The organism is Kocuria sp. CCUG 69068 (assembly GCF_020833785.1).
GTDB classification, from domain to species: domain Bacteria; phylum Actinomycetota; class Actinomycetes; order Actinomycetales; family Micrococcaceae; genus Kocuria; species Kocuria rosea.
This window is the reverse complement of record NZ_PDDL01000088.1, coordinates 1-14,369: the sequence shown is the minus strand read 5'-3', so window position 1 is coordinate 14,369 and position 14,369 is coordinate 1. Positions and strand designations below refer to the sequence as shown.

12 protein-coding genes are annotated in these 14,369 nt (G+C 73.0%); 10 read left to right on the top strand and 2 right to left on the bottom strand.

The genetic code is table 11. The features are described 5' to 3' along the window. Positions 1–69 precede the first annotated feature (69 nt). The 6 genes from CRM73_RS14590 to proC all read left to right on the top strand — a co-directional run bounded on the left by CRM73_RS14590 (position 70) and on the right by proC (position 8,118). On the top strand, positions 70–1,728 hold the full coding sequence (locus CRM73_RS14590) for a methyltransferase (protein WP_229588223.1): 1,659 nt from the start codon (positions 70–72) through the stop codon (positions 1,726–1,728). 60 nt (positions 1,729–1,788) lie between these two features. Continuing rightward, a complete protein-coding gene (locus CRM73_RS14585) occupies positions 1,789–2,226 on the top strand; it encodes a pyridoxamine 5'-phosphate oxidase family protein (protein ID WP_017832495.1) in 438 nt (145 codons plus the stop codon). A 199-nt stretch (positions 2,227–2,425) separates the two neighbouring features. Beyond that, on the top strand, positions 2,426–5,272 hold the full coding sequence (topA, locus tag CRM73_RS14580) for a type I DNA topoisomerase (protein WP_229588221.1): 2,847 nt from the start codon (positions 2,426–2,428) through the stop codon (positions 5,270–5,272). A gap of 50 nt (positions 5,273–5,322) precedes the next feature. Next, entirely contained in the window at positions 5,323–6,300 is a 978-nt protein-coding gene (locus CRM73_RS14575; RefSeq protein WP_035925036.1) for a Ppx/GppA phosphatase family protein, read from the top strand. After that, positions 6,297–7,172, top strand: coding sequence for a sugar phosphate isomerase/epimerase (locus tag CRM73_RS14570; RefSeq protein WP_095651140.1), 876 nt, complete (start codon positions 6,297–6,299; stop codon positions 7,170–7,172). Before CRM73_RS14575 ends, CRM73_RS14570 begins: the two co-directional genes overlap by 4 nt. A gap of 109 nt (positions 7,173–7,281) precedes the next feature. Further along, a complete protein-coding gene (gene proC / locus CRM73_RS14565; RefSeq protein WP_095651139.1) occupies positions 7,282–8,118 on the top strand; it encodes a pyrroline-5-carboxylate reductase in 837 nt (278 codons plus the stop codon). A gap of 24 nt (positions 8,119–8,142) precedes the next feature. Here proC and CRM73_RS14560 read toward each other — a convergent pair whose 3' ends face one another. Continuing rightward, complete coding sequence (locus CRM73_RS14560) at positions 8,143–8,811, bottom strand: TrkA family potassium uptake protein (RefSeq protein WP_017832491.1); 669 nt, start codon at positions 8,809–8,811, stop codon at positions 8,143–8,145. Beyond that, on the bottom strand, positions 8,804–10,216 hold the full coding sequence (locus CRM73_RS14555; RefSeq protein WP_144836180.1) for a potassium transporter TrkG: 1,413 nt from the start codon (positions 10,214–10,216) through the stop codon (positions 8,804–8,806). The genes CRM73_RS14560 and CRM73_RS14555 overlap by 8 nt, the downstream gene beginning before the upstream one ends. A gap of 124 nt (positions 10,217–10,340) precedes the next feature. Between CRM73_RS14555 and CRM73_RS14550 the strand changes: the two genes are divergently transcribed. From CRM73_RS14550 to CRM73_RS14535, 4 genes are all read left to right on the top strand, one after another. Further along, complete coding sequence (locus CRM73_RS14550; RefSeq protein WP_229588219.1) at positions 10,341–11,786, top strand: potassium transporter TrkG; 1,446 nt, start codon at positions 10,341–10,343, stop codon at positions 11,784–11,786. Positions 11,787–11,860: 74 nt separating this feature from the next. Beyond that, positions 11,861–12,565, top strand: coding sequence for a TrkA family potassium uptake protein (locus tag CRM73_RS14545; RefSeq protein ID WP_229588217.1), 705 nt, complete (start codon positions 11,861–11,863; stop codon positions 12,563–12,565). A 79-nt stretch (positions 12,566–12,644) separates the two neighbouring features. Continuing rightward, on the top strand, positions 12,645–13,856 hold the full coding sequence (locus tag CRM73_RS14540) for an acetoin utilization protein AcuC (RefSeq protein WP_035925024.1): 1,212 nt from the start codon (positions 12,645–12,647) through the stop codon (positions 13,854–13,856). Between the two features lie 101 nt (positions 13,857–13,957). Further along, positions 13,958–14,369 (top strand): metalloregulator ArsR/SmtB family transcription factor (locus CRM73_RS14535; protein WP_229588215.1); only part of this gene is annotated, 412 nt, incomplete at its 3' end.

Below are 14,369 nucleotides of genomic sequence, written 5' to 3'. Positions count from 1 at the left end.
GCCCGGCGACGGAACCCCGGCCGCCTCCCGCGCCGCCACGGCACTTGTGCCCGTGCCGACGGGGGCCGCATGAGCCCCGCCGCCCCCGGCCCCTCGGCGGCACCGGCCTTCTCCCGGGTCCCGGGGACCCCCGTCTCCGACGACCCGCGGGCGCCGGCCGAGCTGCACGACGCCCTCCGCCGGACGGGCTTCACCCACGACCGCGTGGCGGAGCTGCTGGGGGAGGCCGCCATGGACGCGCTCGCCCGGGACCAGGCGGTGCCCGCCCTGCGGGTCCTCGAGCCGGCCCTCCGCACGCCCGGGCACCCGGACCGGGGCCTCGCCGGGGTCGTCTCGCTCTTCCTGCTCGGCCGCACCGTCCCCGCGGAGACGCTCGCGCCCGCCCCGGTGCGCCCGGAGCAGCTCGTGGGCCTGGGCCTCGCCGAGGAGACGGAGGGCGGGCTGCGCTCCACCGTGGACCTGCGCCCCCACGCCTCCGACGACGGGACGGAGCTGTACGTGGCGAGCGACCTGGGGGAGTCCCAGCGCCCCGGCGTGCTGCGCCGCGACCACGTGCTGGGCATCGGCCAGGCCTCCCTGACGCTGGCCCAGACGACCGACCGCCGCCGGGTGGAGCGGGCGCTGGACCTGGGGACCGGGTGCGGCATCCAGACGTTCCACCTGCTCGCGCACGCGGGGCACGTGACCGCCACCGACGTCTCGGACCGGGCTCTGGGCTTCACCCGGTTCAACCTGCTGCTCAACGCGCAGGCGCTCGGGATCGACCCCGACCGGCTCGAGGACCGCGTGAGCCTGCGGGCGGGATCCCTCCTGGAGCCCGTGCGCGGTGAGCGGTTCGACCTCGTGGTGTCCAACCCGCCGTTCGTCATCACCCCGCGCCCCGTCGGGGAGACCCCTCTCGACCGCTACACCTACCGGGACGGCGGTCTGCCGGGGGACCGGATCGTGGCCGACCTGGTGCGGGGGCTGCCCGGGGTCATGGCCCCCGGGGCCACCGCCCACCTGCTCGGCAACTGGGAGGTCCTCGCCCCGCCGCCCGGGGACGCGCGGCCGGCCGCCGAGCGCTGGGCGCAGCGGCCCGAGCAGTGGGTGCCCGAGGGCGTCGACGCGTGGTTCCTCCAGCGGGAGCTGGCCGGCCCGGAGGAGTACGCCGAGACGTGGCTGCGGGACGCGGCGGAGTCCCGCGACCTCGAGCACTACGAACGCGCCTACCGCGCCTATCTCGACGACTTCGCCGCCCGCGGCGTCGAGGCCGTGGGCTTCGGGATGATCCGCCTCCGCCGCCCGTCCCGGGCCCGGCCCGGGGGCGCGCTTCGCCGCTTCGAGCACGTCCCCCACCCGGTCCAGCAGCCGCTCGCGCCCGCGCTCGCCGCCACGTGGGAACGGGCCGACTGGCTCGCCGCGCACCCCCAGGACTGGCTGGACGCCCACCTCGTGGCCGCCGAGGACGTCACCGAGGAGCGCCACCAGCGCCCCGGCGCGGAGCACCCCGGCGTGATCCTGCTCCGGCAGGGGGCCGGGCTGCGCCGGACCGTGGTGCTCTCGAGCGAGGCCGCGGGCTTCGCCGGGGCCTGCGACGGCGAGCTGAGCGCCCGGCAGATCCTCGGGGCGCTCGCCGCCCTGCTGGACTGGGCGGGCGAGGAGCGGCAGCGGCTGACCGAGGAGATCCGGCACCTCGTGCTCGACGGCTTCCTCGTGCCGCACGAGCCGGTGCCGCCCGCCGCCTGAGCGACGTTGTGGGCGGATGAGCAGGCGGCGCCGCGACGGTGGGGGTGGGAGGATGGGAGCATGAGCATCGGAGACAACCTGAACCCCATCAAGACCCTCGACAAGGACACCGTCTGGCAGCTCCTCGAGCAGCACCCCTTCGGCCGGCTGGCCGTCGAGGCGGCCGGTCTCGTGGACATCTTCCCGGTGAACTACGTGGTCCACCAGCGCAAGCTGTACTTCCGCACGGCCCAGGGCTCCAAGCTCTCGAGCCTCATCGTCAACGACCAGGTGGCGTTCGAGATCGACGAGGTCTCGGAGGAGCACGTCGTGCGCTCCGTGGTGGTCCACGGCCGGGCCCGCCGGCTCGAGACGCGCGCCGAGATCGACGCCGCGGAGGAGCTGCCGCTCAGGCCGTGGGCGCCCACGCTGAAGTACAACTTCGTGGTCATCGACGTGGAGCACGCCACGGGCCGCGAGTTCACGATCGGCGACGAGCCCGAGCGCTACCCCTCCTGAGACCGGTCCGGGCCGCCCGGGCCGGGCGGCCCGTGCGACCCGCCCGGGGACGCCGATGTCCTCCGGGTCCCCGCCGCGCCGGGGTTGACGGCGGTGAGGCGTTATGGTGGAGCGCAACGGCGGGCCGACGCCCGCCCGTTCGACCCGACGTCCAGCAGCGCCGCGGCCCGCGGCACCGCGGACCGCAGCAAGGAGTACCGTGCCAACGAAGGCCACCCAGAGCCCGGGAACGGGCAAGAGCCTGCTCATCGTGGAGTCCCCCTCCAAGGTCAAGACCATCGCCGGGTACCTCGGCGACGCCTACGAGGTCGAGTCCTCGATGGGGCACATCCGCGACCTCCCGCAGCCCTCGGAGCTGCCGGCGGAGCTCAAGAAGGGTCCCTACGGCAAGTTCGCGGTGGACGTGGAGCACGGCTTCGAGCCGTACTACGTGGTGAACCCGGACAAGAAGAAGAAGGTCACCGAGCTCCGGCGCAAGCTCAAGGACGCGGACGCCCTCTACCTCGCCACCGACGGCGACCGCGAGGGGGAGGCCATCGCGTGGCACCTCCTGGAGGTGCTCAAGCCCAAGATCCCCGTCTACCGGCTGACCTTCTCCGAGATCACCCGCGAGGCCATCGAGCGGGCCTTCGGGGAGCTGCGCGAGCTCGACCAGGACCTGGTCGACGCGCAGGAGACCCGGCGCATCCTCGACCGGCTCTACGGCTACGAGATCTCCCCGGTGCTGTGGCGCAAGATCGCCTCGGGCCTGTCCGCCGGGCGCGTGCAGTCCGTGGCCACCCGCCTGGTCGTGGAGCGGGAGCGCAAGCGCATGGCGTTCGTGCCCGCCGACTACTGGGACCTCAGCGGGACGTTCGCGCGCACCGACGGCGAGGACGCCGGCACCGCCTTCAGCGTCCGGCTCTCCTCCGTGGACGGCAAGCGGGTGGCGGGCGGCCGCGACTTCGGCGACGACGGCGTGCTCAAGGGCGCCGCGGACAAGCTCGCGCACCTGGACGAGCAGGCCGCCCGCGAACTGGCCGCCGGTCTCGAGGACGCGGCGTTCACGGTCCGGTCGCTGGAGACCAAGCCCTACACACGCCGCCCGGCCGCCCCGTTCACCACCTCCACGCTGCAGCAGGAGGCGGCGCGCAAGCTGCGCTTCACCTCCCGCACCACCATGCAGGTGGCGCAGAAGCTGTACGAGAACGGCTACATCACCTACATGCGCACCGACTCCGTGGCGCTGTCCGACCAGGCGGTCACGGCCGCCCGGCGCCAGGCCACGGAGCTCTACGGCGCCGACTTCGTGCCCGGCTCCCCGCGGCTCTACAGCTCCAAGTCGAAGAACGCGCAGGAGGCGCACGAGGCCGTGCGCCCCGCGGGGGACTCCTTCCGCGCCCCGAACCAGGTCCGCGGCGAGCTCTCCGCGGACGCGTTCCGGCTCTACGAGCTGATCTGGAAGCGCACCGTGGCCTCCCAGATGGCCGACGCCAAGGGGTCGACGGCGACCGTGCGGCTCGGGGCGACGTCCTCGGCCGGCCGGGACGCCGAGTTCTCCGCGTCCGGCACCGTCATCACGTTCCGCGGCTTCCTGGCCGCCTACGAGGAGGGCCGGGACGAGGACCCCGCCACGGACAAGGACGGCGCCAAGGACGGCGACAAGCGGCTCCCGCGCATGGCGGAGGGCGACCGCCTGGACGCCACCGAGGTCGAGGCGGACGGGCACCGCACCTCGCCGCCGCCGCGCTACACCGAGGCGTCCCTCGTGAAGGTCCTCGACGAGCTCGGCATCGGCCGGCCCTCGACCTACGCGGCGACCATCTCCACGATCATGGACCGCGGCTACGTCCGCGTGCGGGGCTCCGCGCTCATCCCCTCGTGGACCGCGTTCTCCGTGGTGCGCCTGCTCGAGGAGCACTTCTCCGACTACGTGGACTACGACTTCACGGCGGAGATGGAGGAGGGCCTCGACCGGATCGCCCGCGGAGAGGAGGACAGCACCGACTGGCTGCAGGACTTCTACTTCGGCTCCCAGGGCCACGAGAACGGGCTCAAGCCCATCGTCGACGACCTCGGCGAGATCGACGCCCGCGCCGTGAACTCCATCCCCGTGACCGAGGACATCACCCTGCGGGTCGGCAAGTTCGGCCCCTACCTGGAGGTGGCCGGCGCCGTCGACCCGGAGACCGGGGAGATCACCGACCCGATCCGGGCCAACGTGCCGGAGGACCTCGCCCCCGACGAGCTCACGCCCGACAAGGCGCGCGAGCTCATCGAGACGGGCAAGGCCGACGGCCGGGAGCTCGGCCGCGACCCCGTGACCGGGCGCGCCATCGTGGCCAAGGACGGCCGCTACGGGCCCTACGTCACCGAGGTGATCCCCGAGCCCACCGCCGAGGAGCTCGCGGCCCAGCCCGTCGAGTACTACAAGAACGGCAAGCCCAAGCCCCCGAAGAAGCCGGTCAAGGAGAAGCCCCGCACGGGCTCCCTGCTCTCCACGATGACGCTGCAGGACGTGACCCTCGAGGACGCGCTCAAGATCCTGTCCCTGCCGCGCACGCTGGGCACGGACGCCGAGGGCAACGAGATCACGGTGCAGAACGGCCGCTTCGGCCCCTACCTGAAGAAGGGCGGCGACTCGCGCTCCCTGCAGTCCGAGGAGCAGCTGTTCACGGTCACCCTCGACGAGGCCCTGGCGATCTACGCCCAGCCCAAGCAGCGCGGCCGCGGCGCCGCCAAGCCTCCGCTCGCGGACCTCGGCACCGACCAGATCACGGAACGGCCCATGGTCATCAAGGACGGGCGCTTCGGCCCCTACATCACCGACGGCGAGACCAACGTGACGGTCCCGCGCGGCGAGACCGTGGAGCAGATCACGCCGGCGCGCGCCAGCCAGCTGCTCGCGGAGAAGCGCGCCCAGGGCCCCGCCCCGAAGAAGACGGCCCGGTCCACGGCCAAGGGGACAGCCGCCAAGGGGACGACGGCCAGGAGCAGCACGGCGAAGAAGGGCACGGCCAAGAAGCCCGCGGCGGCCAAGCCCGCCCGCGCCGGGTCCAAGGGCTGATCCGCTCCGCACGCGCGGGACGGACACGGAACTCGAAGGAGCACCACGGCATGCGTCTCGGAGTCCTCGACGTGGGGTCGAACACCGTCCACCTCCTCCTGCTGGACGTCTACCCGGGCTCCCGGCCCGAGCCGTACGCGTCCCACAAGCTCGCCCTGCGGCTGGTGCAGTACCTCGACGCCGACGGCAACATCTCCGACGCCGGCCGGGACGCCCTCACCGCGTTCGTGGTCGAGGCCCGGGACTTCGCCGTGGACAACCGGGCCGAGGACTTCCTCGCCTTCGCGACCTCCGCGATCCGCGAGGCCGGCAACGGGGCGCAGGTGCTGGACCACGTGCAGTCCCGCTCCGGCGTGACCCTCACGGAGCTGGCCGGGGACCAGGAGGCGGCCGTGACGTTCTTCGCGGTGCGCCGCTGGTTCGGCTGGGGCGCGGGGACCGTTCTCGACCTCGACATCGGCGGCGGGTCCTTCGAGATGGCCCTGGGGGACAACGCGCTGCCCACCGTGGCGACCTCGGTCCCGCTCGGCGCGGGGCGGCTCACCCGCACCTTCGTCGCCGGGGACGTCGCGACCCCGAAGGAGATGAAGGCCCTGCGCAAGCACGTGCGCCAGGAGCTCCGGCCCGCGGTCGACCGGGTCCGCGCGGCCGGGGAGCCCACCTGCGTGGCCGGCACCTCCAAGACGTTCCGCTCCCTGGCCCGGATCTGTGGCGCGGCGCCGTACGAGATGGGCCCGTACGTGCCCCGCACCCTCCACCTCGAGGACCTGCGGCTGTGGACCCGCCGGATGGAGGCCATGTCCCCGGAGGAGCGCGCCGAGCTGCCGGGGGTCTCCGCCGCGCGGGCCCGGCAGATCCTCGCCGGCGCCGTGGTGGCGGAGTCGGCGATGGACGCCTACGGCGTCGAGTCGATCCGGATCTGCCCGTGGGCGCTCCGCGAGGGACTGATCCTGCGCCGCCTGGACCAGCTGAGCAGCCACTCCGACGTCCGCACCGTGGACCCCCGGCACCTGGTGGGTGCGGCATGAGCGAGCAGCAGGGCGCCGCCCCGGAGCCGTACCGTCCGCACGTGGCGCTGTCCACCAGCTCCCTCTATCCGCTCGGGGTGCCGGAGACCTTCGAGGCGGCCGTGGAGCTGGGCTACGACAGCGTGGAGGTGCTCGTCACGCACGAGCGGATGAGCCAGCTCACCCACCAGCTGCAGGACCTCGTGCAGCGCCACCAGCTCCCCATCTCGACCATCCACGCCCCGACCCTGCTGCTGACCCAGCAGGTGTGGGGCAAGTCGTGGACCAAGATCCAGATGGCGGCCGCGCTCACCGAACAGGTGGGCGCGGAGGTCGTCGTGGTCCACCCGCCCTTCCGGTGGCAGCGCCGGTACGCCGCGAACTTCGTGGAGGGGGTGCGGGTGGTCTCCCAGGCCACCGGCGTGAAGATCTCCGTGGAGAACATGTACCCCTGGCGGGTCCGCGGCCGCGACACCGTGGTCTACGCCCCGCACTACAGCCCGCTGGGCCTGGACTACGACTGGGTGACGTGGGACTTCTCGCACGCCGCCACCGCCCGGATGGACTCCCTGGCCGCCATCCGGGAACTGGGCCCCCGGCTGGGCCACGTCCACCTGACCGACGGGTCGGGGGAGACCACGGCGGACGAGCACCTGCTGCCCGGCCACGGGGTGCAGCCGGTGGCCGAGTCCCTCGAGTTCCTCGCCTCCACCCGGTGGCAGGGCATCATCGGGGTCGAGGTCTCGACCCGCCGCTCGAAGAACGCCGACGAGCGCACCCAGTGGCTCGCGGAGTCCCTCGAGTTCGCCCGCCGGCACACGAGCCGCTCCGACGGCGCCCCGAGCGCCGGCGGCCCCGACGGCACGGAGGGCGCGGACGGCAGCCGGGGCTGAGGCCCGGGCGCACCCGGCCCGCCGGCCCGCCGGCGCCGTTCCCACCGTCCCGTTCCCACCGTTCCGATTCCACCGTTCCGATCCCACCGATGAGAGGACCTCACCGACCATGACCCCTGTGCTCGCCTTCCTGGGCTGCGGCTCCATGAACGGATCCATCCTGCGGGGGGTGCTGGCCTCCGGCGTGCCCGTCGAGCAGGTCCGGGCCACCGTCCGCTCCGCGGAGAGCGCCCGCCGGCTCGAGGACGAGACGGGCGTGCGGCCCTACGTCACCGGGGACGATCCCGAGGCCAACCGGCGGGCCGCCCGTGAGGCGGACGTCGTGCTGCTCGGCGTCAAGCCCGTCGGCATCCTCGACCTCGCCCGCGAGATCGCCCCCGCCCTGCGCCCCGGCACGGTCGTGGCCTCGGTAGCGGCGGGGATCTCCGTCGGCGCCCTCGAGCGCGCCCTCCCCGCCGGCCAGCCGGTCGTGCGCACGATGCCGAACACACCCTCCAGCGTGGGCCGCGGGGTGGTCTCGGTGACCCCGGGGGCCGCCACCGGCCCCGAGCAGACGGAGGCCGTGCGCCAGGTGCTCGAGGCCGTGGGCACCGTGGTCGAGGTCCCCGAGGAGCAGGTGGACGCCGTGACCGGCGTCTCGGGCTCCGGGCCCGCCTACGTGTTCCTGCTGGCCGAGGCCATGCAGCAGGCGGGGGAGCGGATGGGGCTGCCGGCGGACGTCGCGCGGGTCCTCGCGAAGGAGACCGTCTCCGGCGCCGGGGAGCTGCTGCGCCCGGCGGAGGCCGACCCCGCGGCCCTGCGCAGGGCCGTCACGAGCCCCAAGGGCACCACGGACCGGGCCATCACGACCTTCCAGGACAACGGCTTCGAGGCTCTCGTGGCCTCCGCGGCCCGCGCCTCGGCGGACCGCTCCGCGGAGCTCACGCGCGAGTTCAGCGGCGACTGAGCCGCGGACCGGCCGGTCCCCGGGTCAGGGGCGGGCCGCGAAGCGCTCGAGCAGGTCCACGTGCCCCGAGACGATCAGCAGGTCGCGGGAGGTGACCTTGGTGTCGGGGCGGGCGTACGTGAAGTCCTCGCCCGGGGACTTCACGCCCACCACGGTCACGCCGTACTTGGAGCGGACGTTGGAGTCGCCCAGCGTGAAGCCCTGCACCTCCCGCGGCGGATACATCTTGACGATCGCGAAGTCGTCGTCGAACTCGATGTAGTCCAGCAGCCGGCCCGAGACCAGGTGCGCGGTGCGCCGCCCGGCGTCCGCCTCGGGGAAGATCACGTGGTGCGCCCCGATGCGGGAGAGGATCTTGCCGTGCGAGGGCGTGATGGCCTTCGCCCAGATCCGGCTCACGCCGAGGTCCACGAGGTTCGCCGTGATGAGCACGCTCGACTCGATGGACGTGCCGACGCCCACCACGGCGGAGTCGAACTCGGCCGCCCCCAGCTGGCGCAGGGCGTCGATGTCCGTGGCCTCGGCCTCGACCACGTGGGTGAGCTGCCCGGAGAGCTTCTGGACCAGCTGGGCGTCCCGCTCCACGCCCAGGACCTCCCGGCCCTGGCGGGCGAGCTGGAGCGCGGTGGCGGTGCCGAAGCGGCCGAGGCCGATCACCAGGACGGGGACGCTGTGGGACGAACGGTCAGCCAATGATGGGCCTTTCCTCGGGGTACCGGTAGAGGCGCCGGCGTGAGCGCAGCGCCAGGGCGGCGGCCACGGTGGTCGTGCCGATGCGCCCGATGAGCATGATCAGGGCGAGGACGTACTTGCCGGCGGGGGGCAGCTCGCCGGAGAGCCCCACGCTGAGACCGCACGTCGCGTACGCGGAGATCACCTCGAACAGGACCCGGTCCAGCGGCTCCTCGGAGATCTCCACGAGGATCCCGCAGCCCACCAGGACGACGGTCGCCCCCATCATGATCACCGAGATCGCGATGCGGAGGGCGTCCTCGGGGATGGTCCGGTAGAACGCGATCACGGACCGGTCGCCCCGGGCCTCGGCCAGGATCGCCAGGAAGACCACGGCGAGGGTGGTGACCTTGATGCCGCCGGCCACGGAGGCCGGGCCGCCGCCCGCGAACATCAGCGCGTCGGTCATCAGCAGGGTCACCGGCTCCAGGCTGTTCATGTCCACGAGGTTGAAGCCCCCGGAGCGGACCATGACGGAGTGGAAGAAGCCCTCGAAGATCTTCTCGTGCACGGGCCGGTCCCGCAGGGTGTCCGGATTGGACCACTCGAAGGCCAGGAACAGGGCCCACCCCACGAACAGCAGGATCGTGGTGGTCACGATCACCAGCTTCGTGTTGAGGTTCCACCGCGAGAAGCGCAGCCCGGTCTGCCGCAGCACGAGGACCACGGGGAAGCCGAGGGAGCCCAGGAGGACGCCCAGGGCGATCGGCAGGAGGATCAGCACCGCGTCCGTGTACGGGACGAGGCCGTCCGAGTGCGGGGTGAACCCCCCGTTGTTGAACGCGGAGACCGCGTAGAACACCCCGTGCCAGAGCGCCGTGAGGAACGGCTCCCCGACCACCAGGAAGCCGATCGTCAGCACCGTGGCCAGGATCGCCTCGATCGTCACGGACATCAGCACGATGATCTGCAGGAGCGAACCGACCTCGCCCAGGCGCCCGATGTTCAGGGCCTCCTGGGTGATCAGCCGGGACTTCAGGCCGAGCTTGCGACCGATGGCCAGGGCCAGGATTGAGGTCATGGTGAGGGTGCCCAGACCGCCGATCTGCATCGCGACCAGGATCACGAACTGGCCGAAGAACGACCAGTTGGCCGCCGTCGACACCGTGGTCAGGCCCGTCACGGTGACCGCGGAGGTGGCCGTGAACACGGCGTCCTCGACCGGTGTCACGACGCCGGGGGCCGAGGCCACGGGCAGCCACAGCAGGAAGGAGAACACGGACACGACCGCGGCGAAGGAGATGACGGCGAGACGGGCGGGGGAGCCCGCCGCGATCCGGTCCACGAGGTCGCGCAGCGAGGTGAGCAGCCAGAACCGGCCGCGCTCCTCCGGACGGGCCCAGGGCGCGCGCTGCAGGTGGCTCACGGGCTCTCCTCCTGGTGTCCTGACCGCCCGGGCGGGGCGGCGGCCGCGGCGTTCGCCTCGACCCGAGACAGTATTCCACCCGAGCCCGTCCGCGGCGGGCAGCCGCGGGTGTAGGTTGTCGCCCATGCCCCTGGAAGAGGCCCTGCTGCGCGCCCGGGTCCGTCGACTGACCCGACGGCACGGGATCCGCTCCCCCCACGGTCGTCGGCCGGGACAACGGCGGAGCACCGATCCGCGGGAGGTGACCGCGGCGCGCACGGCGCAGCTGATCATCGGTGCGTTCGCGACCGCCCTGGCCGTCGGCACCGTCCTGCTGATGCTCCCGGTCGCGAGGTCGGGCCCCGGCGGGGCGTCGTTCATGGAGGCGTTCTTCACCGCGACCTCGGCGATCTGCGTGACCGGGCTGGTCGTGGTGGACACGCCGACCTACTGGACGCCGTTCGGGCAGGCGGTGATCCTGGCCCTGATCCAGATCGGCGGGTTCGGGGTGATGTCCTTCGCCACCGTGCTCGGGATCCTCCTGGCCCGCCGGCTGGGCCTGACGGCCCGGATCATGAGCTCGACCGAGACGAAGAACCCCGGCTACGGGGACATGCGCCGGGTGCTGCTGCGCATCCTCGCCACCACGCTGCTGATCGAGACGGTCGTGGCCGCGGCGCTCGCCCTGCGCTTCTTCGCCGGCTACGGGTACGGACCGGGGCAGGCGGTGTGGCACGGCGTGTTCCACGCGGTCTCGGCGTTCAACAACGCCGGCTTCGCCCTGTACACCCTGTCGATCATGGACTTCGCCGCCGACCCCTGGGTCAACCTGCCGATCGTCGTCGCCGTGGTCCTGGGCGGGCTGGGGTTCCCGGTGCTCTACCAGCTGCGCCGGGAGTGGCGCCGGCCCCGGCGGTGGAGCATGAACACCCGGATCGTGCTGTTCGCCACCGTGGTCCTGCTCGGCGCCGGCACGGTGTTCCTGTGCGCGGTGGAGTGGTCCAACCCCGCCACCCTCGGGCCGATGCGGGCCGACGAGAAGCTGCTGGCCGGGTTCTTCCAGTCCACCATCGCCCGTACGGCCGGGTTCAACAGCATCGACATCACGGCGATGCACCCGGTGTCCTGGCTGGGGCTGGACCTCCTGATGCTCATCGGCGGCGGCCCCGCCGGGACGGCCGGCGGGCTGAAGGTCACCACCGTCGCCGTCCTCGGCTTCATCGCCTGGACCGAGATCACCGGGGGAACGGCCGTGCACGTCCTCGGCAAGCGCCTGTCCCGGTCGGTGCAGCGCCAGGCGATCACGGTGGTCGTCCTGGCGCTGGGCGCGGTGACCACCGCCACGATGGTGCTGATGCTGCTGCACGAGGACATCGGCCTGGACCGGATCCTGTTCGAGACGATCTCCGCGTTCGCCACCGTGGGCCTGTCCACGGGCATCACCGCGGATCTCTCGCCGGCGGCCCAGGGCGTGCTCATCGCCCTGATGTTCCTGGGCCGGCTGGGGCCCATCACCGTGGCCACCGCCATGGCGGCCCGTCCCCGGAAGGCCCTGTACGAACTGCCCAAGGAACGCCCGCTGATCGGCTGAGTCCACCGCGCTCGCCCGGCACACCACCCCACGGGGCCCTGCGGCCCACCCCGACACCTCCTGGAGGTCCCCACATGTTCCCCTCCCGCCCCGGCACCGCCCCGTACCACCACTCCGGCCGCCGCCGGCCACCGGGCACGGTGGCCGTGATCGGCCTGGGCCGCTTCGGCGCCGCCCTGGCCCTCGAGCTGATGCGCAACGGCGCGGAGGTGCTGGGCATCGACGTCGACGAGGACGTCGTCCAGGAGCTCAAGGGGCAGCTGACCACCGTGGTGCGCGCCGACGCCACCCAGGAACAGGTGCTGCGCCAGCTCGGCGTCGACGAGTTCGACAAGGTCGTGGTCGGCATCGGCTCCGACGTCCAGGCCAGCATCCTGGTCGCCTCCCGGCTGCTGAAGTTCGCCCACCCCGAGATCTGGGCGAAGGCCATCACCACGCCCCACGCCGAGATCCTCGAGCAGCTCGGGGTCCACCACGTCATCAGCCCCGAGCACGACATGGGCGTGCGCTCCGCCCACCTGATCCAGGGCAGGGTCCTCGACTTCGTGACGATCGACGAGGGATTCGCCCTCATCCGCTGCCCGGCGCCGGAGGCCGTCCAGCAGCGGCCGCTGGACACTCTCAGCATCCGGCGCACCCACGGGGTCTCGATCGTCGCGGTCCGCCGCCTGGGCCAGGGGTGGGAGGCCACCGAGCCCGGCACGGTCCTCTACGAGAACGACCAGATCCTCGTGACGGGACCCACCCGTGCGGTCGAGGCCTTCAGCGACCTCGACTGAGCCGCGCCGGGGTGACACAAAGGGCGCCGGCGCCACGCCCGCGAGGGCGGGCCCCGGCCCCGAGTGGTCTAATGGCGGTGTGACCCCTGCTACGTCCGGGCCCGGCGCCCCGTACCCCACGCGACTGTTCTGGGACCCCGCCCTGCTCGAGTACAACTTCGGGGACCACCACCCCATGCACCCGTCCCGGCTCGAGGCCACCTACCGGCTGGTCCAGGAGTTCGGCCTGGACCGCCGGGACAACGTCACGGTGGAGGCGCCCGAGGTGGCCCCGGACGAGGTGCTCAACCTCGTCCACCCGCAGCACTACGTGGACTCGGTCCGGGCCGTCAGCGCCGACCCCACCGTGGAGGTCCCCGAGTGCGGTCTCGGCACCGAGGACACCCCCGGGTACCCGGGGGTGCACGAGGCGAGCGCCCGTCTCGTGGGCGGCACCTACCAGGGCGCCGTGGCCGTTCTCGCGGGGGACGCGGTGCACGCCGTGAACTTCGGGGGCGGGATGCACCACGCCCACGCCGAGAAGGCCAGCGGATTCTGCATCTACAACGACTGCGCCGTGGCGGTCCAGCACCTGCTGGACCAGGGTGTCCGGCGCGTGGCCTACGTGGACGTCGACGGCCACCACGGCGACGGCACCCAGTCGATCTTCTACGACGACCCCCGCGTGCTCACCGTCTCGCTGCACGAGACGGGCCTGACGCTGTTCCCGGGCACGGGCTTCGCCAACGAGACCGGCCGCGGGGAGGCCGAGGGGCACTCCGTGAACGTGGCGATGCCCACGGCCTCCGACGACTCCATGTGGCTGCGCGCGTTCGACGCCGTGGTCCCGCCCCTGCTGCGCCAGTTCCGGCCCGAGGTGATCGTGAGCCAGCACGGCTGCGACTCGCACTTCGCCGACGAGCTCACCCACCTGCGCGTCAGCGTCGACGCGCAGCGGCAGACCGCCGTGGCCCTGGCAGGGCTGGCCCACGAGCTGTGCGAGGGCCGGTGGATCGCCACGGGCGGGGGCGGGTACAACTGCTACGACGTGGTGCCCCGCTCCTGGACGCACCTGGTGGGAGTCGCCGCCGGCCACCCGATCGACGTGGGCACCGCGGTGCCGCAGCCGTGGCGCGACTACGTGCAAGAGCGCTACGGCGCCGACGCGCCGCGGGTCATGGGCGACGAGGTGGACCTGTGGTGGCGCTCCTGGGAGGTGGGCTTCGACCCCAACGACGAGACGGACCGCACGATCATGGCCACCCGCAAGGAGGTCTTCCCCCAGTGGGGGCTGGACCCGTGGTTCGACTGAGCCCGCCGCCCGCGGGCTCCGGCAGCGGCGGGGGCAGCCACGGGGGCGGCACGGACGTGCCGGTGCCGGGAGCCGCACGGCAACCCGTTTACAGTGATCGGATGGGCAACAACGACGTGTTCGCGGTGATCGCCGACAAGACCCGGCGGGGGATCCTCGCCGCGCTCAAGGACGGCGAACGACCCGTGGGCGACCTCGTGGCAGAGCTGGGGGTCTCCCAGCCGACCGTCTCGAAGCATCTGAAGATCCTGCGCGAGGCCGGTATGGTGTCCATGGAGGCACAGGGGCAACGACGTCTCTACGCCGTGCAGCCGGAGCCGCTGGCCGAGGTCACCGCTTGGGTCCACGAGGTCGTGGGCGGTGCGGCGCACCAGCCGGCCGCCCCGACGCGCGCCCCCGGGGACGCCGCGGACAGCGGCACTGCCGGGGCCGGCGTCGCCGGACCCGACGTGGTCGTGACCGCGGGGGCCGATGGGACCGGGACGGCTCCGGAGGCGACGCCCGGGACGGACG